The sequence below is a fragment of the Acinetobacter pittii ATCC 19004 = CIP 70.29 genome (assembly GCF_000369045.1).
GTDB lineage: Bacteria > Pseudomonadota > Gammaproteobacteria > Pseudomonadales > Moraxellaceae > Acinetobacter > Acinetobacter pittii.
In genome coordinates this window covers 284514-307502 of record NZ_KB849786.1, presented here as the reverse complement: position 1 = coordinate 307502, position 22989 = coordinate 284514, and the positions used below count along the sequence as shown (strand labels likewise).

Below are 22989 nucleotides of genomic sequence, written 5' to 3'. Positions count from 1 at the left end.
CAAAAACTTGCCGCTTATAACATATTTTAAAAAGAATAACGATATTTTTCCCTGACTCAATCATCTAGCTCATTAAATTAATGAGCTACTACCTGACTTTTATAAAGCCTACTTTGTTAAGCTTGTATCATCGCCTTCCAAACTAGAATTGCATCAGTCATTGCTTTGACATCATGCGCTCTAACAATGCATGCTCCTTGCTGAATACTAAGCAAATGCCCCGTAACGCTTCCTACCGCACGCTGATCTGCAGTTGCACCCTTTAATGCTTCACCAATAAAACGTTTACGAGAAAGGCCAGATAAAATCGGATAACCCATTTCACCAAGCTTCCAAAATTCTTTGAGTAGTCTTAAATTTTGCTGCGCATTTTTTGCAAAACCAAACCCAGGATCAATAATAATATTATTTTTTTTCACGCCCGCATTTAAAGCTTCATTCACGCGCTGCTGGAGCTCCGCTATAACATCTAAGGTTATGTCCGTATATTGGTCTAACTGATTCATTGTAGTCGGCTCACCACGCATATGCATGATCACTACGGGTATATCCAGATCTGCTGCCGTTTTTAAAGCATTGGGACGAGTAAGCGCACGTACATCATTCCAAATATGTGCTCCTGCTTCTTTCGCTGCACGAATAACATCAGGCTGACTTGTATCAATTGATAGAACAATATTATGTTTAGCTAAAGCTTCAACTACGGGCACAACTCTTCGTATTTCTTCTTCTACGCTTACTTCAGATGCTCCTGGACGGGTAGACTCACCACCAATATCAATAATGGTAGCGCCTTGCTCTACCATGGCTAGCGCATAAGCAATCGCTTGATCTACTTGATTATGCTTTCCACCATCACTAAAAGAATCTGGTGTGACATTTAATATGCCCATAACGTGAGGCTGTGATAGATCTAACTGAAGCTGTCCACACTGTAAAATTTGTTGAGGCAAAGGCATTAGTTGCATAAAAAGCTCCAGTTTAAAATCAGGCTGTATTTTAGCAATTATCATCTATATATGGTGTTGATTTGTTTTTAGCTTTTAACAAACTCAAGCCCATAAAAAAAGCCACATGACTGTGGCTTTTTTAATTAACTAACTATTAGTTCATTGCTGGCAATGGTGGCGGTGTAGATGGACCATCTTTTGGTGGTTCAAATGCAGCCACTGGATTTTCAGCAACATATACTTTAGGCGGTTGTGGCTCACGGCCTTCCATAATGTCACGGATTTGATCACGATCAATAGTTTCCCATTCCATTAAAGCTTTTACCATCGCATGTGCAATATCTTTATTACCTTCTAAGATATTACGTGCAACTTTATATTGCTCATCAAGAATACGACGTACTTCTTCATCTACTAACTGTTGAGTTGCTTCAGAAATCGTACGGCTTCCTACATTACCAAAGAAACCATTTTGGTTTTCATCTTCGTAAACCATTACACCCATTTTGTCAGACATACCGTACTTCGTAACCATTGCACGCGCCATTTTAGTAGCTCGCTCAAAGTCATTTGAAGCACCAGTAGATTGCTGTTGGATAAATACTTCTTCAGCAATACGACCACCAAACAAAATTGCAATTTCGTTTAGCATCTTGTCTTTATAGTGGCTAATTTGGTCTTGTTCAGGTAACTGCCAAGTTACACCTAAAGCCCAACCACGCGGCATAATCGTTACTTTATGAACAGGATCTGTGCCCGGTAAAATCTCGGCAACAATCGCATGACCAGCTTCATGATAAGCAGTTGCACGACGTTCTTCTTCACGTAAAACCATCGATTTACGCTCTGGTCCCATGTAGATTTTGTCTTTTGCATCTTCAAAGTCATGCATGTCAACAGTGTTCTTATTACGGCGTGCAGCAAATAATGCAGCTTCGTTAACAAGGTTTGCCAACTGTGCACCAGAGAAACCTGGAGTACCACGAGATAGAACTTTAACATCCACACCCGTAACTGAAGGTAATTTTTTCAAATGTACATTCAGAATCTGCTCACGACCACGAATGTCAGGTAAACCCACCATTACTTGACGGTCAAAACGACCTGGACGTAATAATGCTTTATCCAAGACATCAACACGGTTCGTCGCAGCAATTACGATTACACCTTCGTTACCTTCAAAACCATCCATTTCTACAAGCATTTGGTTCAAGGTTTGTTCACGTTCATCATGACCACCACCTGTACCTGAACCACGATGACGACCTACTGCATCAATCTCGTCAATAAAGATAATACAAGGCGCATGACGCTTCGCTTGCTCGAACATATCACGGACACGGGACGCACCCACACCCACGAACATTTCGACAAAGTCAGAACCTGAAATGCTGAAGAAAGGAACTTTAGCTTCACCAGCAATTGCTTTAGCTAATAACGTTTTACCAGTACCCGGAGGACCAACCATAAGTACGCCACGAGGAATAGTAGCGCCCAAACGTTTGAATTTTGCAGGATCTTTTAAGAAATCTACAATTTCAACAACTTCTTGTTTTGCTTCATCACAACCAGCGACGTCAGAAAAATTGACTTTGATTTGATCTTCAGAAAGCATTTTTGCTTTCGACTTACCAAAACTCATCGGTCCATTTTTTCCGCCTGCACCACCACCCATGTTACGCATAAAGAACATGAATAACAGAATGATTAACAGTACAGGGAAACTAGCAATGAGAAGTTGCATCAAAATGCCTTGACGTTGAGGAGCTGTTCCCTCTACAACAACATTTTGCTTATTTAAGCTCGGCATAAGCTCAGTGTCTTCAACTTGCGGACGAACAGTTTCAAACTGTGATCCGTTAGTTTTTTCACCATTAATATTTAAACCGTCAATTGTGACTTGCTTAATTTGGCCAGCATTCACCGCTGCAACGAAATCTGAGTATTTCATCGCAGTAGGCTTATTGCGGTCACTGATATTACTGAAAATTAAAATCAGAACACCAAGTATTATTAGCCACAATACGGCATTCTTGAAGTAATCGCTCAAAGCTTTATTCCCATATCGATCTAATTTGATCATGCCCAATCTTGGCTGATCGTCATAAAAACAGCAACTGTATTGCTTGCGGATAACCTAAAAGTACAAAATGCACAATTTTTAGGAGCTTGGCAAGTAAACTTTATTGCAATGCTTTCTTACGCCCTTGTCCAACCAAAAAAACTTCTTTAGAGCGCGCCCGAGAAGCTGCTGGTTTTGCTGTCTTTAACACATCAAAACTATCAACCACTTGTTTACGAAACTCATCGAATCCTGCGCCTTGGAACACTTTAACCACAAACTGTCCATTAGGTCCAAGAACCTTTTGAGCAAAATCTAAAGCCAGTTCACATAAGTAAATCTGTCTAGGTTGATCAACAGCCCTATTACCTGATGTATTGGGGGCCATATCAGAAATTACAATGTCTACTTGTCGCCCATTTAAAATATTTAACAATTTTTCAAATACAGCTTCTTCTCTAAAGTCGCCTTGTAAGAAAGTGACATCAGGCAAAGCATCCATGGGCAAAATATCGGAAGCAATTACTAAACCTTTGCTACCCACAAGTTTTCCAGCAATTTGAGACCAGCTACCAGGAGCTGCACCCAAATCGACTACCGTCATGCCTGGTTTGATCAACTTATATTTTTCTTGGATTTCAAGAAGTTTATATGCTGCTCGCGCACGATACCCTTCCTTTTGTGCTTTTTTTACAAAAGGATCGTCTAGATGTTCCCTCATCCACGCACGACTGCTTTTCGACAATTTCTGGTTTGTAATGCGTGTTGCCATAACTCACTAAATATCAAAAAAACTTCTGATCGTTCATTGTACGTGAAAATTACTCTCATTACAGTACGGATGTAGCGTAATCTCACCAAGTTTTACAGTTTTTTTTCAATAATGTTGATCGATTATTTATACAGTTTTTCGTACATCTGAATTTAAGTTTTTTGCTATACTAAGTCGTTTTTAAAATCAGGTATTTTTAATGGCCGCTTTATCTATCCATGAACGTAAACGTTTACGTCAAATTGGTCATGTGCTTAATCCGGTTGTCATGATTGGTGGACAAGGCTTAACAGATGCTGTTATCGAAGAAACTCTTCGTGCTTTAAACGACCACGAACTTATCAAAGTTAAAGTTGCTGGTGAAGACCGTGAAGCACGTACTGCTGTAATTGATGCAATTGTAGAAGCCACTGGTGCAGAAGCTGTGCAAAAAATTGGTAAAATTGTTTTACTTTACAAAAAAGCGGCTAAGCAAAATCAGCATTTGTCTAATCTTGTTCGCCACGCTCATTTAGCAAACTAAGTTGATTTGACAAACTATGGCAAGTTACGAACTTTCAGCTTTTGATCGTTTTCATGCTGTTTCTGTTGTGGGCGCAATTGAACAGCAAGCACCGCACACATTAAATGTCGGTTTTTGGATTCGTGATCCAAATCAACTCATTGTCTGGCCCCAAGAAGTCGCAGCTCATCCTCGTCAGGATTTTTTGTGGGAAGAAACTTGTTTCGAAATTTTTGTTGGCGTGCATGATGAAGATTATTATCGGGAAATTAACCTTTCCCCTTCTCAAGCATGGCAGTCTTATCAGTTTGAAGAGTATCGCTATCCAGAAAGTATGCCTCCCCTTGCTGCTTCCGATATCGAACTGAACCATCTCAAGCGTACTCATTATGGCTTAAATGTCAGTCTTGATTTGGGACAATTTATGCAACAGCATCGCTTGAAATGGGCAAACCTTTATTTAGGTTTAACTGCAGTTTTAAAAACCCAAGAAGGTATGCAGTACTATGCGATGCAGCATAGTGGAAAAAGTGCAGATTTCCATAATAAGCGTGACTGGTTACATCAGTTTTAAAAGTAAAAAAGCGAGAAATTAATTCTCGCTTTTTTTATAGCTGGCTAAAAGCTAAGATCATTAGTTATCTCGTGCTTTATTCCAAGCTTCAACTGCATTATTTTTAGTACGCTTAATACTTTCACTTAAAGAATCTTTGTGCTTCAAAGAAATCTGGCTAATATCACCTTTAAGTTCTTTACTTACTTTCGTCAAATCTTCGATAAGTGCGTTAATTTCTGCTTTCAAAGCATTTTTAAGTTCAGATAGTCCTTCTTGTGAGGTGCTAAACTGAGCTTTAATCACATCAAGACGTTGTAGAATATCTTGTTTAATTTGAACAAATTGATTTTGAATATTCTTGTTTAACTCATGAGTTTCAGCTTCAATTTTTTCTTGAGTTTCACTTAAAACTTCTTTGACCTGCTCTTGAGTTTCAGTGATAGCTTCTTTCACCTGAGTTTTCGCTTCTGTAGCAACTTCTTTAATCTGCTCAGTTTTCTCGGCAACACTTTCCTTTACTTGCGCAGTTTTAGCAGTTACTGTTCTTTTCGCTTTAGTTGTAGTAGCAGCTACGGTTTCTTTCACTTCATTCACCTCAGCTTTTACCGAATCAACTACTGCTTGAGCTTTCTCGCTCACATCTTTTGAAACTTGATCATTACTCATGCTATTTCCTCATATTGTTTATTTTTTAACTAGCAATACAATAAATCCAGTTCTAAAAATTCAGCCAGCAAATTGTTAGACAATTTATCAAAAGTAACTGATTCGGATGAGCGGATAATTTTTTTGTAAAAATCAAGCAATGAATTATGTTTTTTAGCAGAAAATAAATAGACTTTTTGAGGTTCCATGCGTATAATGCGCTGTTAAGTTACAAGCGAGCAGACCGATAGGGAGGGGCATGTTTTATCACAACATCGCCTATCTTTTTTGGGTCTACTCGCTTTTTTACAGCCGAAATTCAGGAGCTTTGGTTTGAGCACCCCCGCCATTTTAGCCCTCGCAGATGGAACGATCTTTAAAGGAACGTCAATCGGCGCAACGGGAAGTACGACTGGAGAAGTCGTTTTTAACACAGCCATGACAGGCTATCAAGAAATTTTGACTGACCCAAGTTATGCACAACAAATTGTGACATTAACTTACCCTCATATCGGAAACACTGGCTGCAACGCAGAAGACGTTGAATCTGGTCGTATCCATAAAGTATGGGCGAATGGTTTAATTATTCGTGACCTTCCTCTACTACACAGTAACTTCCGTGCTGAGCAGTCTTTGAGTGAATATTTGCAAGAACACAATGTTGTTGCAATCGCGGACATTGATACACGTAAATTAACACGTATTTTGCGTGACAAAGGTGCACAAAATGGTTGCATCCTTGCTGGCGAAAATATTACTGAAGAAGAAGCAATTGCCAAAGCTCGTGCTTTTGGCGGCTTAAACGGTTTAGACCTTGCAAAAGAATGTTGCGATCCAACTGGTTTTGAATGGTCTGAAGGTTCATGGACTCTAGGCCAAGGCTTCTCTCAACCTGAATTAAAATATCATGTAGTTGCATACGATTACGGTGTCAAAACCAACATCTTGCGTATGCTTGCAGACCGCGGTTGCAAATTAACCGTTGTACCTGCAGAAACTCCGGCTGAAAAAGTATTGGCACTTAATCCGGATGGCGTATTCCTTTCAAATGGCCCTGGCGATCCAGCTGCTTGTGATTATGCAATCGAAGCTGTAAAAACTATTGTTGAAACCACAACATTACCTGTATTTGGTATTTGCTTAGGCCACCAAATCTTGGCACTCGCTTCTGGTGCAAAAACTGTAAAAATGAATCATGGTCACCACGGTGCTAACCACCCTGTACAAAATCTTGAAGATGGTACAGTGATGATTACTTCACAAAACCATGGTTTCGCTGTAGATGCTGAAACTTTACCGGCTAACTTAAAAGCAACGCATAAATCATTGTTCGATGGCACCTTACAAGGGATTCACCGTACAGACAAACCAGCTTTCAGCTTCCAAGGTCACCCTGAAGCAAGCCCAGGTCCACATGATTGTGCCCCATTGTTCGATCATTTCATCGAACTTATCGAAGCATCTAAACAGTAATTAAGGAGCGAATAATGCCTAAACGTACGGATATTAAAAGCATCTTAATTATTGGTGCTGGCCCGATTGTGATTGGTCAGGCATGTGAGTTTGACTACTCAGGTGCTCAAGCGTGTAAAGCACTTCGTGAAGAAGGCTACCGTGTTATTTTGGTTAACTCTAACCCAGCAACCATTATGACAGACCCTTCAATGGCTGATGCAACTTATATTGAGCCAATTACTTGGCAAACAGTTGCACAGATTATTGAAAAAGAACGTCCAGATGCAGTATTGCCAACTATGGGTGGCCAAACTGCGTTGAACTGTGCTCTTGCACTTGATGAGCACGGCGTTCTTGAGAAATATAATGTTGAATTAATTGGTGCAACTAAAGACGCAATTGAGAAAGCCGAAGATCGTAAACTCTTCGATATCGCTATGCGTAAAATTGGCTTGGAATGTCCAAAAGCTGCCATTGCTGAAACAATGGAAGAAGCTTTAGAAATCCAGTCACGCTTTGGTTTCCCAGTAATTATCCGTCCATCATTCACAATGGGTGGTTCGGGTGGCGGTATTGCATATAACCGTGAAGAATTCCTTGAGATTTGTGAACGTGGTTTTGACCTCTCTCCTACTCACCAGTTATTGATCGATGAATCTTTAATTGGTTGGAAAGAATACGAAATGGAAGTTGTTCGTGACAAAAACGACAACTGTATTATCGTATGTGCCATCGAAAACTTCGACCCAATGGGCGTACACACTGGTGACTCAATTACTGTAGCACCAGCTCAAACATTAACTGACAAAGAATACCAATTGATGCGTAATGCTTCAGTTGCAGTTCTTCGTGAAATTGGTGTTGAAACAGGTGGTTCTAACGTCCAGTTCGGTATTAACCCAAAAGACGGACGTATGGTTGTGATCGAGATGAACCCTCGTGTATCTCGTTCATCTGCACTTGCTTCTAAAGCAACAGGTTTCCCGATTGCTAAAATCGCAGCAAAACTTGCTGTTGGTTATACTCTTGATGAATTGAAAAATGACATCACTGGTGGCGTGACTCCTGCAAGCTTCGAACCATCAATTGACTATGTTGTAACGAAGATTCCTCGTTTTAACTTCGAGAAATTCCCGCAAGCTGAACCAGTTCTTACCACTCAGATGAAATCTGTTGGTGAAGTGATGGCAATTGGCCGTAACTTCCAAGAATCTGTACAAAAAGCATTACGTGGTCTTGAAGTTGGTGTAAGCGGTTTTGATGAAAAAATCGAAGCTGGTGCAACAAATGCAAAAGAAATTATTCTAAAAGAACTTAAAGTTCCGGGTCCTGAGCGTATCTGGTATGTAGCGGACGCTTTCCGTCATGGTTTCTCTTTAGATGAAGTTTTTGAAGCGACTAAGATTGACCGCTGGTTCCTTATCCAGATTCAAGACATCGTTAAAACTGAAGCTCAAGTGAAAACTTTAGGTTTTGGTGACTTAAACGCTGACAACATCCGTTCGTTCAAGCGTAAAGGTTTATCTGACCTTCGTATTGCTCACCTCATGGGCATTTCACAAAAGCAATTCCGTAAACAACGTTGGAACTTGGGTGTTTATCCAGTTTACAAACGCGTTGATACATGTGCAGCAGAGTTTGAATCTGGTACTGCATACATGTATTCAACTTACGATGAAGAATGTGAAGCAAATCCATCAAACCGTGACAAGATCATGGTCATTGGTGGTGGTCCAAACCGTATTGGTCAAGGTATCGAATTTGACTACTGCTGTGTACACGCTGCATTAGCTATGCGTGAAGACGGTTACGAAACAATCATGGTGAACTGTAACCCTGAAACTGTTTCTACCGACTATGACACATCTGACCGTTTATACTTCGAACCTGTAACACTTGAAGATGTACTTGAAATCGTACGTACAGAGAAGCCTAAAGGCGTAATCGTACAGTATGGTGGCCAAACTCCGCTTAAATTGGCACGTGCTTTAGAAGAAGCAGGCACTCCAATTATTGGTACATCACCAGATGCGATTGACCGTGCTGAAGACCGTGAACGTTTCCAACAAATGATTCAACGTTTACAGCTTCGTCAACCAAACAACAGCATTGTAAAATCTGCTGAAGAAGGTATCTCTGAAGCTGCAAAAGTAGGTTATCCGCTTGTTGTTCGCCCATCTTATGTATTAGGTGGTCGTGCAATGGAAATCGTATATAACGAAGAAGAACTTAAACGTTACCTTCGTGAAGCAGTTCAGGCATCTAACGAAGCCCCTGTTCTTCTTGACCGTTTCCTAGATGACGCAACTGAAGTTGATGTTGACTGTGTATCTGACGGTAAAGACGTTGTGATCGGCGGCATCATGCAGCATATCGAACAAGCGGGTATTCACTCAGGTGACTCTGCATGTTCGATTCCTCCTTATTCTTTATCTAAAGAAATTCAGGATGAAATGCGTCGTCAAACGATTGCGATGGCAAAAGAACTTGGCGTTGTTGGCTTGATGAACGTTCAGTTCGCTGTAAAAGGTGACGATATTTACGTTCTAGAAGTTAACCCACGTGCTTCACGTACAGTTCCATTCGTATCTAAGTGTATTGGTGATTCTTTAGCGAAAGTTGCTGCGCGTTGTATGGCAGGTCAATCTCTTGAGTCTCAAGGGTTTACTAAAGAAATCATTCCAACTCACTTTGCTGTGAAGGAAGCCGTTTTCCCATTCGCTAAATTCCAAGGCGTAGACCCTATGCTTGGACCTGAGATGAAATCTACAGGTGAAGTGATGGGCGTAGGTAAAACATTTGGTGAAGCATTCTATAAAGCTGTTTTAGGCTCAAATGAACGCTTACCTGGTTTACCAACTGAAGGCGAAGTAAAACATGCTTTCTTATCAGTACGTGAATCTGACAAGAAATACATCGCTGATATCGCTAAGAAATTAGTTGAATATGGCTTCAAGCTTGTTGCAACAGGTGGTACTTACCAAGTGCTTAAAGAAGCAGGTTTAGAATGCGAATCTGTAAATAAAGTTACTGAAGGTCGTCCACATATTGTTGATCGCTTGAAAAATGGTGAAATACACCTTATTGTCAATACCACTGAAGGTAAACAGGCTCAATATGACTCTGCAATGATTCGTCGTGCTGCCCTACAAGGCAAAGTGTATTACACAACGACTATCAATGGCGCAGAAGCTGTTTGCCAAGCCTTTGCTGTGAAATTGCCAATGGATGTATACCGCTTGCAAGATTTAACTGTAGGTTAATTTTTTTACCGATAAGTCCCGTCACCTTATCGGTGGCGGGATTTTTTCATTTTTTTAACTGTGTTTTCTCAACTTAAGAGGGACCGAAATGCAACGTTATCCAATGACCCCTGAAGGTAAAATCGCCTTAGAGAAAGAATTACAACATCTGAAATCTGTTGAACGTCCACGTATTACTCAAGCAATTGCTGAAGCACGTGAACATGGGGACTTAAAAGAAAATGCAGAATACCATGCTGCTCGTGAACAGCAAGGTTTCTGTGAAGGACGTATCCAAGATATCGAAGGAAAATTGGGTGCTTCACAAGTCATCGATGTTAAGGACTTAGAACAAAACGGTCGTGTTGTATTCGGTGTTACGGTAACGATTGAAAACCTTGATACTGAAGAACGCAAGACTTATAAAATTGTTGGTGATGATGAAGCTGATTTTAAAATCAATAAAATCTCAGTGAACTCACCAATCGCACGTGGCCTTTTGAGTAAGAGTGAAGGTGATGAAGTAAAAATCGTTACTCCTCAAGGCGAAGTGGAATATGAAATCGTCAGTGTAGAATATCTTTAATTTATAAATAGATATACTTAAACTATAAAACCCCTCAATTGAGGGGTTTTTTATATTTCAGACTAATATTAAAAAATTCACTATGCATCTTTTAAAAAGCCTGATGCAAAGATTTTAAAAGCATTTAATGCTTCAGGAAGTACCTGTTCAGGATATTCACTAGAAGCCACCCATAATGCAGCGTTCATGGCAGCCCCATTTAAAAGCACTGCTGCCGCTTCTGGGTCTACAATTTTAATTTGTTCTGCTGTTAATAGCTGTTCAACGCACTCACGGGTAGACTGCAGACATCTGTTTTGACTTGGCCAATGCGCTGGATCACCTAGCACTGCAGGTCCGTCACGTAACACAATACGCTGAAACTCAGGATTTAAAGCATTTTGAATATAGGTCTGCCCTTCAAGTAGCAATCCTTCCCAAAGATCATCAGGCTGCTCTAAATGCTGCTGAGCATATTCTGCCATTTGTGAATCAATTTGATCGACGACTGCAGCAAATAAACCACGCTTATCCCCAAAATGATGGTACAGCGCCCCCCGGGTCAACCCTGCTTCTGCCGTGAGTTTATCCATTGAAGTATCTGCATAGCCATATTCAGCAAATGTACGACGTGCTACTTCAATCAGTTTCTTGCGGGTTTCCGCCATCTTTTGTTCACGAACAGACATGTATTTCACCAGCTAATCATCACAAAAAATTTTAATTGACATACGCCTCGTATGTCAATTATGTTTACATACGAGGCGTATGTGAAACCTGAGCGACATTTACTGATTGGTATTTAAATACTGAAGGAGAGCAAACCTGATGAGAACTGCAATATTTCCTAAAGACCGCCATGCCTTATATGAACAGCATGGTTATTCAGCCGCAATTCAATCGAAAGATTTACTCTTTGTTTCAGGACAGGTTGGTAGCCTTGAAGATGGTTCACCTATACCTGATTTTGAAAAACAGGTAATCCAAGCTTTTAAAAACTTAGCAGAGACACTGAAAGCAGCTGGTTGTACTTTCGATGATATTATTGATGTCACCACCTTTCATACTGATCCAGAACGGCAGTTTGAAAGTATTATGAAAGTTAAAAATCAGATCTTTACACAAAAACCTTATCCCAACTGGACCGCTGTTGGTGTAACCTGGCTAGCGGGTTTTGATTTTGAGATTAAAGTTATTGCACGTATTCCTCATAATAATTAATTCAAATTAGCACGCGCTTTAACATTCGATTCACTGGCTGAGCTGAGATTATGGGTTCAGCTTGAATCGCAATTCGGTATAATGGTGTATTCCCTTTTTTATATCTCCCTTATGGCTGAAAAGTTAATTAGCTCCCCTGTTCGTCATTGGTGCGAGTTTGAGTTTATTTCCAAAACTGTGAAAAATCCCAATATCCATATTAAAGGAAATTATTCTTATTATTCAGCTTATTGGGATCAAGGCTTTGAACGTTGTGTAGTACGTTATTTACATGACAAAGCTTCAACCCCAGAAAAACCGATTGACCAACTTTATATTGGCAATTTTGCTTGTTTTGGTGCTGAGTGCGTGATCATGATGGGTGGCAATCAGCTTCATAGACCCGACTGGATTTCAACTTTTCCTTTTGATACTCGTAGTTTTTTGGCGGCTGGCGATACTATTATTGCTGATGGCTGCTGGATTGGTAGCCGTGCCATGATTATGCAAGGTGTCAAACTAGGTGAAGGCGCAGTGGTCGCCACTGGAGCCGTAGTAACTAAAGATGTTCCTCCTTATGCAATTGTAGGTGGAGTGCCTGCGAAAATTATTAAATATCGCTTTCCTCAAGAACAAATCGACAAACTACTTGCTTTAAAACTTTATGATTTAGATGAGAAGCAAATTTTGAAAATACGTGAATATCTTCAAACTGACGATATTGATGCTTTATCTACACATATAGAAAATTTGCGCAATTTATAAAAATTTATCTACAAAATTTGTCGTTATAAAATCACAAATGATTACGTGCTTGAATTTAAATCGTCAAAAAATAGGTATAAAGTATTAATAAATAAGCATCATTACAATAAGGAAAATACTCATGTTATATCAACATCTTCTAGTACCAATTGACGGTTCTGAAACTTCTATGGTCGCCATGAAAGAGGCCATTAAGCTGGGAAAAGCATTAAATAGCAAAATTACAGTTGTACAAGTGATGGCACTTGATCCATTTATTGCTGATGTCTACGTAAAAACTGGCCAAACTAATGAGTTGATTGAACGTACAAGAACTTATTTGCTCGACATTTTAGAAAAAGCAAAACAAGAATTTGCCAAAGAAGGCATTACTGTTGAAACCAAACTGTTGGAAGGCTTTGTTGTACATGAGGAAATCATTCAAGCTGCTCAAGACTTAAATGCAGATCTGATTGTCATGGGTTCTCATGGCCGCACAGGGGTCCGAAAACTCGTGTTGGGAAGTGTTGCACAAAAAGTTTTAGGGGAAAGCCATATTCCTGTGTTAATTGTTCGCTAAAGTGAGAATGCCTGTCTAGCTAAAGTGAGCAAGATAGGCTTCTATTTCTTAAAAGGCATAACCTCTTCACGCGATTGCTCAACCGTTATTGTTTTTTTACTTTTGAAAGCTTCCCAAGAATAATTTTTATAATTTAATTGCCATAAATAATATGGTTGTCCCACATCTTTAAATTGAATGTTTAGTATCATCCATGCCTCATCATGACAATGGGGCGATTTTTTATAATCTTGTTCTGAAAAACATGCTCGAATCATTTCTCGTGAAGAAAAAGCAATATCTTTTAGTGCAACTTGATACTCCCCATGAGGTTTGAGCTTAATGAAGTCAGCATTTTCTTCAAAACGCCCTCCTCCTGAGTAACCCGTAAACCATCTATTAACTACTGCGATTGCATACCCATTTTTATTTAATGGATATAAAGCTGGAAAGATTTGTAATCCATCTGGTGCCAAATCATCGGTGTGAGGCTCTTTATTATTATGTTGATAATCTTTAAAGTCCCATTGATCAACTACTTTATATTGATTATTTTGCTTCTTAACCTGAACAATTTGTGGACTTTCATCTATTAGGTAATAAATCGAATCTTGCGTATTTTTTCCCTTCCACAGGATAGCGTCACCACTGCATTTCTGTCTCATTTGCTTGCATATCAAATCTATGTCTTGCTGAGAAGCCTTTATATTTGCAAAAGGTTGAGTTGAAATATCCTTTTCAGCATAACTCACCTGCGCCATCAAACTTAAAAGTAATACTGCTCCACTACACCATTTATTATTCTTTTGCATGTGTATTTACTCTCTAACATAAATATTAAGGCTGCCAAGCAAACTGCTTTAAGTCAACTTTACCATTTAACAAATAGACACCTTCAGCTTCCAATTTTAATTGCTGAATATTTTCACCTTTTTCATTAAATTTACTTAGGCTAATTTTGCCTTGAGAATTAATCACACGATACCAAGGAACTTGATGATCAGCTTCAAGATGTTTCAAAACATAGCCCACTAATCTCGCATGTTTTGGTAATCCTGCCATACGAGCCACTTGTCCATAGGTTGCAACTTTTCCGTAAGGAATCAAAGCAATGACTTCTAAAATTTGCCGATGTAGTTCATACTGAGTTGTCAAAATGGACTCCATAAAAATTGACATCATTCATATCATATAAAAAATTTTGAACAAAACTAAATGCAATCCAAGGTGGGCTTGAGGGAAATCTGCATGAAAAAAACATTACTAGTGATTACTGGCACTTTACTATGCGTTTCTTGTACTACACGCCCTCCTCTTCCTTTAGGAGAAACACCTAAAGTCTCCACAGATGGCCGCCCTATTATTCCGGTCACTTTTGTTTTTACAACCAACTCTCCAGAAGCTACAAAGTTTGATAATTATCAACAGATGCGTAAGGAAATTAAAATATTAAATAAATACTATGTAGATGATAAAAATAATAAAATTTTTAAATTTAAATTACATCGTTATATTCCTTATGAAGAGTTTTCAAAATTACATTGTGATTTAAAACAACAGATTAATCAGCCCTACCCAATTACGATTGAAACCATTCCTGCCAGTGTAAATACGTGTTTTCCGAAACGAACTGCAAGTAAAGAAGTGATTGTTTTTATTTATGATGCCTACTCAACGAAATGGAAATTTGAAGATGTAACAAGTAGAGCTTTTCGTAATAATGGCAAACCCTTTATTTTATTAGACTGGAACCGCCTCAATTATAATATTCAGGCTGGTAGCGTGCATGAAATGGGACATGTGTTTGGACTAAAACATGTTTGTGCACCAAAAGCTACAAAACGTACTCCAACAAACATCATGGCAAGCGCCGAATGTAAATTAGGCAGTGGTGGCTTAAGAAATTTAGGATTTACGCCAGTACAACTTCAAACTATTTTATCGACATACAAACAATATCCCTAAAATTTAATTTCAATATATGCTCCTAAATTATCTTGGGTAGCGATGTAATTTTCAAGGGTCAGTGAAGATGTCATGTAAGTACTAGCTTTTAAGAAATCTTCAGCATCGACTGGATACGGCTGCCAAAATGTTTTCAAATTATTGATGTAAATTGGATAAAGACGAAGTAAGTCTTTTGACAAATCTAACCTTGCTATACAGCCAAATGGTAAAGCATTATGTTTTTCATATTCGCCATTGCTATTAAACACAGCATTGCCAATACCAAACACGACTGGCTTTTGGTTGATGATCTGGATAGGTTGAATAGTATGAGCACCATGACCAATGATCAGGTCAGCACCAGCTTGGGTTAAAATCGCAGCAAGCTTATTCTGCTCTTTTGTAATGGGCTTAAAGTCGACACCCCAATGGCAAATAACAATAATTTTATGTTCAGGATGAGCCAGCCTATAGCGACCTATTTGTTCAAGCAAAACACCATTTAAACACGCCACTCCACTCTTATGACCTAAAGCATAAAAATTATAATCGAGATAGGGAGTGTCTCTGTGCCAGTATCCGTTAAAAATAGCATAGCGCTTATTTTCAAAAGAGAGTTCAAAGTAGTTATGAGCATCTTTTTGGTTTACGCCAGCACCAATATAAGAAATGTTAGCCTGATCCAACTGTTGTAATGTATAGGTCAGCCCACGATCCCCATAGTCTTTTAGATGGTTGTTTGCCAACACCACATGATTAAGGTGAATATTTTTGAATGCTGCTAATGTTTGTTCAGCATCAGCTTTAAGAATAAAAGACTTTTTATGGCCTAAAGGAGATTGGTTTTCTAAAGAAAATACCGCTTCAAAGTTAGCAATATTTAAGTCATGTTCACCTAAAAAAGCTTTTATTTTTTTAAAAGAATAGTCATATCCATATTGCTGCAGAGCATCCGTTTGTCCTCTCGCCTTACGTTTTTCAGTGTAGATTTCCCCAAAGTAGGTATCGCCTAGAATGTTAATAATGCCACTTGGAGCTGAGCAAACTTTAGGTCTTATAGTCTGTGCTTGGAAACAATGATAGTAAGGAATCAAGTGCTCAGCACGATGAATATCATCTAAGAATAAAAAGAAACCGATCGTTTGGTTTTCTTCCAAGAATGTGAGATAAATTTTTCTAAATGAGTTTGTAAGATATAAGACCTCTACTACATTCTGTCCCATTAATGGTGTCTGAGGGAGATAAGTCTTTCCTTGAAAATTCAGCTCTTTTATAAAGAAGAGTTTTTTTATTTCATTGGGATAGCTATAAATTTTTCTGAGCAATAAAAACAAATGCTTTAACTGATTTTGGGCACCTGCATTTTTTAGGGTTAAGTTATAGGTAGCGGCTCTTTTAGAGAAAATTAAAGATGCTTGCTTATTTGTACCACAGAGCATCTTACTTAAAGCATCTTTTACATCTGCCGCTTGAGTAAAAATTAAGAACTGCAATAACTCTGTAAATGTGTAAATTTCAGATGTTTTTAAACCTAAGTTTTGCGGTCCAATGTGCTTACTCATATTTTGTGGCACAACATAGACATCTTGAGCTTTTAATTTTTTTTGCTGAAATTGTTCTAGTGCATAGTCGATTAGCAGTAATGTTGAAATATCATCGTCGAATTCGAATTGCCATATAGCTTCATCAAAATTTCTAGTATCGATATGAGTTAATAATTTGATTTCAACGGGTTGATACTTCATGACTCATCACCTTTGTAATCTTTTACATAGGCGATGTAGCCTGATAAGTTATGTTCTTGGTCATCAATCCTTACTCGAAAACGATCATGGCGAATATAAAAAGCATGTAAAATTTTATCTGGTCGTGCCATATACATCGCCATTTCCGGATAAAAAAAGCCTGTCGTTTGAAAATCAGCTCTAAACTCAATTAATTTTTGAAGCTCATGCATATAAGCTTGCTCAAAAAGTGCTGTGCGCCCCTGCTCTTTTAAACGGTTCACCATTTTATAAGCAGCCATTAACATTTCTAGTAAAGTCGCATAAGTCGTTTTTCGATTGCGAATAAAAATAAAATGTTTTAAATAATTATTTAAACCAAAAATAAAATATTTATCTTCAGGACATATTTTAGTGAGTTCATTAGTACAATAACTTAACCAATGATCATGATATTTTTCATATCTCTTTTCAATAAAACATTCAAACATTAATTTAACAGTTTCTAATAATCTAGAATCTTGGTTAATTTGATATAACCTTAATAAAGCTAAAGCAGCTTCACCATCATAATAAATAATTCTGAATTTTTCTTTTAAATCATAATCTGGATAATTTAATACATGAGTTGTTGAGCCATTTGAATCTATTAATTTTAAAATACCATTTGCGAGTTTCTCTGCATATTTTTGATAATCATTTTTTTGGGTAATTTCTTGATATTTAGTTAACATTAAAATAGCAGCCGCATTGGCACCTAATTTAATTTCAAACTCCCCTTCTTTACCATCAATCATAAAGCTGGTTTCAGAGTCTTTTTCTTTATAAAAGTTGGTCAGCGCATATTGGATAGCAGTATGTATCTTGGGCCAATACTCTGGCTTGCTCTGCACTTCAAATGTTTCTAGCAACGCATATACCGAAGTACAGTGGCGTACCGTATTGTAGTTACGAATATCTCGATCATAGGCAGAAAAATAGCCATAGATAAATTTGCCATTTTCTTGAATCTGATCATGCAAAAATACCGAATTTTTTTCAATTAATGACTGAAAATGCTGTTTCTTATTGCTTGAAATCGCTCTAATACCATTCGCATCATAGCGGCTTGCTAAATTAATGAATTGCCCATTTTCATAAAATGCTGCATAGGTATCAAAAGTCCAAATGTCTTGCAGCTCTTGTAATTTAATCTGTGGTTTTGGAGCGTTATATTTTTGCTTAACTGCATAATTCAGATTTGTTTCATCAAAAAAGTTCGGTTTGTCGTAACTCAAGCCTCGAATGATTGCTTTTCCATAAATCTCTTGTTCAAGGAAAGCAACTGAACAGTATTCATCAAATCCAATCCCTTTACGGTAGTGATTGTTATGAAATTGATGATGAACCTGTTGCTCTACTTCCTTCCAAGCTTGTTTCGTTAAGTTGTATGCCACATCAATTTTTATATAATCATCCAGCGGTGACTGTGCAAACTGTTCATTAATAAAATCTAATAATTGTTTTTTGGCCTGCTCTAAATTTGTTTTCTCACTGTGCCAAACGCTACATCTCTGGTCTTTAGGACCATAAGATAAAAATAAAATAATATCCTGTTTAAGACTCGGAACGTGCTGAACAACTTGTTCTAACCAAAGGTTCAGTTGTCTTTGGAAGTTTAAAAATGCTGTCACTCGAAATCAGTCCCTATCCGTTATTTGTTGTTCTATAAAGTTTTCAATGCATCATAACATGAACATATAAAAAGCTAAGTTAACGTATTGTTTAGACGTAAAAAAAGAGCCCGAAGGCTCTTTTTTTTATAAATCACTTATCAGATTAGAAAATGATTTGACCATTGTTGATCAAGTCATTCAATGTGACTGGACCAGTAAGGTTAGTCAATTGAAGCAATGGTGTTTCAGTGTAAGTACCTTCTACAAGTAATCCACCATCACGGTCTACGCTGATTGTCGCAGTTTGAGTACCAGCATCGTAGCTTACTGACACATATTGACCGATTGTTAAGTTAGTTTGAGAACCAATTAACAAGTTACTTAAGTCAATCTTATCAGCCTGATCATCCGTTGCAGTATTACCCACATGGAAGTCAGTCCATACATCTACACCACCAGCTGTTGTATTACCACCAGTTGCGTTAGTTACGCTTGCAGCTGTTAATGTGTTGTAGATCAAGGTATCAGAGCCATTACCAAGAGCAAATGTATCATTTGCCGCAGTACTTACTGCAAGGCTATTCAACTCTTGACTCAAGTTAATCGTCAATGTAGAGGTGTATTCACTACCATCGATCACTGAAACTAACTTGTAATCAATCACATCAACTGTCGCATTTGCAGCGCTGTCTAATGGTTTGTAGAAGTAAGAACCATCATTGTATAGATACAACGTACCTTCACCTGTATTGACTCCTTGACCAGCAGCTAGTTCATAAGTACCAGTTGTTGAGTTCATTACATAGAGCTGAGTACCTTCTACGACATCATTAGTAAGGACGTTACCAGTAATCCAGTCTGTTTGACCATCTGGTGTGTATTGGTCTAGATGAGTCGCTGTGGTTGTAATTACTGTATCTAAAGTAACTTGGCCAATAGCAACTAGAGCACTAATGTTGAATACGATTTGGTACGTACCTGCAGACAGATGTGGGACATCTGTCGAGTAGGCTGGAGCACCCAACACGCCAGCTAAAGCCGTCGCTGAACCTGAATAAACCGTATCTACCCATACACCGCCTACAAACTGCTGAATCTTATAAGCTACAGTTGGTAATGCCGATAAGCTTAATGATGCAGTGTAGTTCAACTGTATATGAACATCACTAACAGTGTTCGCACCAATTACAAATTGGCTAGAAGTGACTGTACCCGTAGTACCGTAGATCGGAGTACCAACAATTGGAACAGTACCAATCTGAGCAAATTGTAAGTCACCACTCGCCACTGAAGCGGCAGGATCTACCACTGGTTCCATACTGATTGTTGCATCATCTGTATCAGCTGTTACAGATGGTGTTGGAAGCGTAGCATCTGCCGAAGGATCTGCTGTATTCCAAGTGACATCAACATCTGGCGAACCAACTTGAACATGTAATGTAGCGGTATCAGTTCTGCCAGTCACTGGATCTGTCACTGTGTAAGTGAAGCTATCAACTTTACCTACATTCGCCATATCCGCAGTTGCCTGATAACTATAAGTACCATCTGCGTTAATAGTCAGAGTTCCGTATACCCCAATAACCGTTGCTGGAGTACCCGCTACAACTGTAGTTGTATTACCATTTTCAGCTGTAACAGCAGTTACTACTGAAGTTGTCGTAATGTAGTCCGGCACATAGTTTGTACCGTAAACCGCAGAGTTATCATCAGCAAGTACATTACCAGTTACAGGATCAACAACCAGTACAGGCGGTTGAGTGATATCACCGTGATTCAGCGTAATATCCGCAGTCACACTACCTAAAGCTGTAAGTAATGTGTTGCTTTCCATGAACAACTCATAAGTACCGGCACTTAAGTTATCAATCTTGAATTGAACTTCAGAACCAAAGATACCTAACAAGTCAATTACGCCAGTATCAGAACTATCTGCAACTACAGTACGAGTGCCATCTGGATTTACTCGTGTTAATACCACATGTAAACCGTCGACAACCGTAGCAACCGAACCAAAGTTCACTGCAATAATCGCGTCAGTCAGATTACCTGGATCAACTGTAAATGTCGCTGTACCTTCTTTAGAACCGATAACGATACCACCGACACCGAGTAACCAGTTGTAGCTAATCGCGTTATCAAGTACCTCAGTCGTTACTGGATAAACCATGTCTATTTCAGCTGAAGCAACGTTATCCATTGCATCTACTGGAAGCGGGCTAGTAATTACAGCTGGTTGAGATGGATCTGCATCGTTCCAAGTCATATCTACACTGTCACTATCGAGACGAACATAAAGTGTTGCCTCAGAAGTGTTACCTGTTACAGGATCAAGCAAGGTGTAGGTAAATTGATCTACCTGACCTAGATTTGCTCCGTCTACAGTTGGGGTATAAGTGTAGTTACCATCTTGGTCTATCACCAATGTACCGTATGTACCAGTGATTGTTGCACCAGCAACTGGATCAACCGCAATACCATTCACTTGAGAGATCACAGCACTGCTGCTTGCTGCATCAACTTCACCAGTGAGGCTCGCATCTTTGATGACATTGCCAGAGATCGGCTCAACAGAGTAACTAGCCACGATGTATGGATTGTAGACATCCATCGTACCAGTTAATGTTCCGCCCAAACCTACACCTAGCAAGCCTTCATATCCGATGAATGCGCGATACTGACCGGCATCCAATCCTTCAAGAACAGCTGTTGGCGTACCACCGATAAGCGTTAGATCGATGAGTGATGCTTCTGGGTTAGTACCACCAATTGATACCCATTGTCCTGTTGCTTCATCAAATTTCTGAACAACGATTGCATAATCGCTAAGTAAATCTGCTGTGATGATCGCATCGAATGTGAACGTTGCTGTACCTTCGCGGTTTGGATCAACAGTAAACTCAATTGCGTCGTTACCAAGCAATTGTAAGTCCAGACCAGCCAACGATACTGCTGCAAGGTAAGTTGAACTACCTAGAGCAACATCATCTGCAACTAGCAACGGTTCTGGGTTGATCTCTGCAGTTACAACATTATCCACTGCTTTCACAGAGCTCAATTGAATATTGAGGTTTGCTTCAGCCGTATCACCAGTTACAGGATCAGTTAATGTGTAGACAAATACATCTGTTTGACCTACACCGGTTGCACTTGCATTAGGCGTATAAGTGTATGTACCGTCTGGATCGATTACCAACGTACCATACAACCCATTAATCACAGTATCTACCGCTGTAACAGGCTGACCATTTACCGCTGTAACTACAGTCGTAGCGGTTACAACGTCTGTTTCACCACTGGTATTGATATCAGTAATCACATTCCCATCAGCAACTTCAGTGTAATATCCACCTACTTGTGTTGTGTCATAAACATCCATTGTGCCAGTTAAGGTACCCAGTAAACCGATACCTAGAAGACCGTTGTAAGTCATGAATGCACGGTATTGTCCTTCTTCTAGACCATCAAGAACCACACCAGGAGTTGAACCTAGTAAAGTAAGATCAAGAATATCAGCCTCACCACCACCATAGACCGAAGTCCATTGGCCTGTTACTGGGTCAAGTTTCTGAACTACTAGAGAGTAATCAGATAATGCATCTACTCCAATTAAAGCGCTGTAAGTAAAGGTCGCATTGCCTTCTTGACCAGCAGCTACTGTAAAGCCGATTGACTCTGATCCTAACTGCAAATCAAGTCCAGCAAGTGATACAAGTGCTAGATAAGTGTTGCTTCCTAGTGCTGCATCATCTTGTACAAGCAATGGTTGAGGAGCAAGTACAGCTGTATCAGTGTTATCGAAAGCAATGATAGAGCTTGCAAGAGTATAAGTTTGCGTATCTTGAAGTGTACTAACGTTTCCTGCGAGGTCTGTGAATGTCGCAGTAGCATCAACAGTTAAGTCTGAATCTGCTGCAAGACCACTACCAGCTACATCAACTGTCCAAGTACCTGCTACGGCATCAACTGTGGCTGTATAGTCAACACCATTTACAGTAACCACAACACCTGTTGTTACTGCATCTGTAGGGATGTTGGTCAATGTACCTGTTAAGGTCACTGATCCACCAGCTTCTGTCGCATCCAAGATGTTATCAGCAGTAACTGGGTCAATTGCTAACACAGTTGTAGTGATATCAGGTGGAGTAACATCTAGAGTTACCGTTACATCTGCATCTGCAACATCTACGTTACCTTGTGCATCTACAGCCTCAGCATGAATCACAATCTGACCAGTCACAGGATCTGCTGCTGTTGCGGCAAGAGTCGCTGTAATGAAGCCGTTTGCAAGGTCAGCTGCTGTCACGGTGTAGTTAGTACCGTTCACATTCACCACCGTGCCATCGATTGCATCTGGTCCCAACGCCACTTGTGCATTGAAGGTGCCGTCTGTGCCTAGTTCGTCTGCATT

General features: G+C 39.2%; 19 protein-coding genes and 1 pseudogene. 9 read left to right on the top strand and 11 right to left on the bottom strand.

The window, feature by feature from the left end; genetic code table 11:
• Positions 1-116: 116 nt before the first annotated feature.
• From folP to rlmE, 3 genes are all read right to left on the bottom strand, one after another.
• Positions 117-968, bottom strand: a complete 852-nt coding sequence (folP, locus tag F928_RS05730) for a dihydropteroate synthase (RefSeq protein ID WP_005072967.1) — start codon at positions 966-968, stop codon at positions 117-119.
• A gap of 136 nt (positions 969-1104) precedes the next feature.
• A complete protein-coding gene (ftsH, locus tag F928_RS05725; protein ID WP_005803954.1) occupies positions 1105-3000 on the bottom strand; it encodes an ATP-dependent zinc metalloprotease FtsH in 1896 nt (631 codons plus the stop codon).
• A 133-nt stretch (positions 3001-3133) separates the two neighbouring features.
• Positions 3134-3784, bottom strand: coding sequence for a 23S rRNA (uridine(2552)-2'-O)-methyltransferase RlmE (gene rlmE / locus F928_RS05720; RefSeq protein WP_000235573.1), 651 nt, complete (start codon positions 3782-3784; stop codon positions 3134-3136).
• A gap of 199 nt (positions 3785-3983) precedes the next feature.
• On the opposite strand from rlmE, the gene yhbY reads away from it, so the two are divergent.
• Positions 3984-4307 (top strand): ribosome assembly RNA-binding protein YhbY, encoded by a 324-nt coding sequence (gene yhbY, locus F928_RS05715; RefSeq protein ID WP_002115576.1) that lies wholly within the window; start codon positions 3984-3986, stop codon positions 4305-4307.
• A 16-nt stretch (positions 4308-4323) separates the two neighbouring features.
• Positions 4324-4860 carry a DOMON-like domain-containing protein gene (locus F928_RS05710; RefSeq protein WP_005072963.1) on the top strand — a complete coding sequence of 179 codons (537 nt, stop codon included), beginning with the start codon at positions 4324-4326 and terminating at the stop codon, positions 4858-4860.
• Between the two features lie 60 nt (positions 4861-4920).
• Here the strand turns inward: F928_RS05710 and F928_RS05705 are convergent, their stop codons facing one another.
• Positions 4921-5508 (bottom strand): hypothetical protein, encoded by a 588-nt coding sequence (locus F928_RS05705; RefSeq protein ID WP_005072962.1) that lies wholly within the window; start codon positions 5506-5508, stop codon positions 4921-4923.
• Between the two features lie 29 nt (positions 5509-5537).
• The gene (locus tag F928_RS21800) at positions 5538-5696 is read right to left on the bottom strand and encodes a hypothetical protein (protein WP_002115567.1); all 159 of its coding nucleotides are present in this window, start codon (positions 5694-5696) and stop codon (positions 5538-5540) included.
• Positions 5697-5820: 124 nt separating this feature from the next.
• Between F928_RS21800 and carA the strand changes: the two genes are divergently transcribed.
• The 3 genes from carA (at position 5821) to greA (ending at position 10770) form a co-directional block, all read left to right on the top strand.
• Complete coding sequence (gene carA / locus F928_RS05700; protein ID WP_005067597.1) at positions 5821-6960, top strand: glutamine-hydrolyzing carbamoyl-phosphate synthase small subunit; 1140 nt, start codon at positions 5821-5823, stop codon at positions 6958-6960.
• Between the two features lie 14 nt (positions 6961-6974).
• A complete protein-coding gene (carB, locus tag F928_RS05695; protein WP_005067595.1) occupies positions 6975-10205 on the top strand; it encodes a carbamoyl-phosphate synthase large subunit in 3231 nt (1076 codons plus the stop codon).
• Between the two features lie 88 nt (positions 10206-10293).
• On the top strand, positions 10294-10770 hold the full coding sequence (gene greA / locus F928_RS05690; protein ID WP_002115570.1) for a transcription elongation factor GreA: 477 nt from the start codon (positions 10294-10296) through the stop codon (positions 10768-10770).
• 34 nt (positions 10771-10804) lie between these two features.
• Here the strand turns inward: greA and acnR are convergent.
• Positions 10805-11438, bottom strand: a pseudogene (gene acnR / locus F928_RS05685) (TetR/AcrR family transcriptional regulator).
• A gap of 139 nt (positions 11439-11577) precedes the next feature.
• Here acnR and yjgH point away from each other — a divergent pair.
• From yjgH to F928_RS05670, 3 genes are all read left to right on the top strand, one after another.
• Entirely contained in the window at positions 11578-11970 is a 393-nt protein-coding gene (gene yjgH, locus F928_RS05680; RefSeq protein WP_005072948.1) for a RidA family protein, read from the top strand.
• A 111-nt stretch (positions 11971-12081) separates the two neighbouring features.
• On the top strand, positions 12082-12714 hold the full coding sequence (locus F928_RS05675; protein ID WP_002115549.1) for a CatB-related O-acetyltransferase: 633 nt from the start codon (positions 12082-12084) through the stop codon (positions 12712-12714).
• Between the two features lie 121 nt (positions 12715-12835).
• Positions 12836-13273 (top strand): universal stress protein, encoded by a 438-nt coding sequence (locus tag F928_RS05670; protein ID WP_002115554.1) that lies wholly within the window; start codon positions 12836-12838, stop codon positions 13271-13273.
• Positions 13274-13314: 41 nt separating this feature from the next.
• Here the strand turns inward: F928_RS05670 and F928_RS05665 are convergent, their stop codons facing one another.
• Together F928_RS05665 and F928_RS05660 are read right to left on the bottom strand one after the other, a co-directional pair.
• A complete protein-coding gene (locus tag F928_RS05665) occupies positions 13315-14064 on the bottom strand; it encodes a hypothetical protein (RefSeq protein WP_002115578.1) in 750 nt (249 codons plus the stop codon).
• 25 nt (positions 14065-14089) lie between these two features.
• Positions 14090-14419 carry an MGMT family protein gene (locus F928_RS05660; protein ID WP_002115572.1) on the bottom strand — a complete coding sequence of 110 codons (330 nt, stop codon included), beginning with the start codon at positions 14417-14419 and terminating at the stop codon, positions 14090-14092.
• 81 nt (positions 14420-14500) lie between these two features.
• Here F928_RS05660 and F928_RS05655 point away from each other — a divergent pair, with 81 nt between their 5' ends.
• Positions 14501-15217, top strand: a complete 717-nt coding sequence (locus F928_RS05655; RefSeq protein ID WP_002115569.1) for a zinc metalloprotease — start codon at positions 14501-14503, stop codon at positions 15215-15217.
• On the opposite strand, the gene capA is transcribed toward F928_RS05655, so the two are convergent.
• The 3 genes from capA to F928_RS05640 form a co-directional block, all read right to left on the bottom strand.
• Positions 15214-16944: a CapA family protein gene (gene capA, locus F928_RS05650; protein ID WP_005072943.1), complete on the bottom strand. Its 1731-nt coding sequence runs from the start codon at positions 16942-16944 to the stop codon at positions 15214-15216. The genes F928_RS05655 and capA overlap by 4 nt on opposite strands.
• On the bottom strand, positions 16941-18596 hold the full coding sequence (locus F928_RS05645; protein WP_005072941.1) for a glycoside hydrolase family protein: 1656 nt from the start codon (positions 18594-18596) through the stop codon (positions 16941-16943). The genes capA and F928_RS05645 overlap by 4 nt, the downstream gene beginning before the upstream one ends.
• Positions 18597-18741: 145 nt before the next feature.
• The coding region (locus F928_RS05640; protein ID WP_005072939.1) for a beta strand repeat-containing protein at positions 18742-22989 on the bottom strand (4248 nt) is incomplete at its 5' end.

What these genes read in the sequence shown, in the direction of transcription:
- F928_RS05705 (WP_005072962.1), bottom strand. Translation starts at nt 5,508, where the DNA reads ATGAGTAATGATCAAGTTTCAAAAGATGTGAGCGAGAAAGCTCAAGCA.
- yhbY (WP_002115576.1), top strand. Translation starts at nt 3,984, where the DNA reads ATGGCCGCTTTATCTATCCATGAACGTAAACGTTTACGTCAAATTGGT.
- F928_RS05710 (WP_005072963.1), top strand. Translation starts at nt 4,324, where the DNA reads ATGGCAAGTTACGAACTTTCAGCTTTTGATCGTTTTCATGCTGTTTCT.
- F928_RS05665 (WP_002115578.1), bottom strand. Translation starts at nt 14,064, where the DNA reads ATGCAAAAGAATAATAAATGGTGTAGTGGAGCAGTATTACTTTTAAGT.
- F928_RS05675 (WP_002115549.1), top strand. Translation starts at nt 12,082, where the DNA reads ATGGCTGAAAAGTTAATTAGCTCCCCTGTTCGTCATTGGTGCGAGTTT.
- yjgH (WP_005072948.1), top strand. Translation starts at nt 11,578, where the DNA reads ATGAGAACTGCAATATTTCCTAAAGACCGCCATGCCTTATATGAACAG.
- rlmE (WP_000235573.1), bottom strand. Translation starts at nt 3,784, where the DNA reads ATGGCAACACGCATTACAAACCAGAAATTGTCGAAAAGCAGTCGTGCG.
- capA (WP_005072943.1), bottom strand. Translation starts at nt 16,944, where the DNA reads ATGAAGTATCAACCCGTTGAAATCAAATTATTAACTCATATCGATACT.
- F928_RS05660 (WP_002115572.1), bottom strand. Translation starts at nt 14,419, where the DNA reads ATGGAGTCCATTTTGACAACTCAGTATGAACTACATCGGCAAATTTTA.
- greA (WP_002115570.1), top strand. Translation starts at nt 10,294, where the DNA reads ATGCAACGTTATCCAATGACCCCTGAAGGTAAAATCGCCTTAGAGAAA.
- F928_RS05670 (WP_002115554.1), top strand. Translation starts at nt 12,836, where the DNA reads ATGTTATATCAACATCTTCTAGTACCAATTGACGGTTCTGAAACTTCT.
- F928_RS05655 (WP_002115569.1), top strand. Translation starts at nt 14,501, where the DNA reads ATGAAAAAAACATTACTAGTGATTACTGGCACTTTACTATGCGTTTCT.
- F928_RS21800 (WP_002115567.1), bottom strand. Translation starts at nt 5,696, where the DNA reads ATGGAACCTCAAAAAGTCTATTTATTTTCTGCTAAAAAACATAATTCA.
- folP (WP_005072967.1), bottom strand. Translation starts at nt 968, where the DNA reads ATGCAACTAATGCCTTTGCCTCAACAAATTTTACAGTGTGGACAGCTT.
- carB (WP_005067595.1), top strand. Translation starts at nt 6,975, where the DNA reads ATGCCTAAACGTACGGATATTAAAAGCATCTTAATTATTGGTGCTGGC.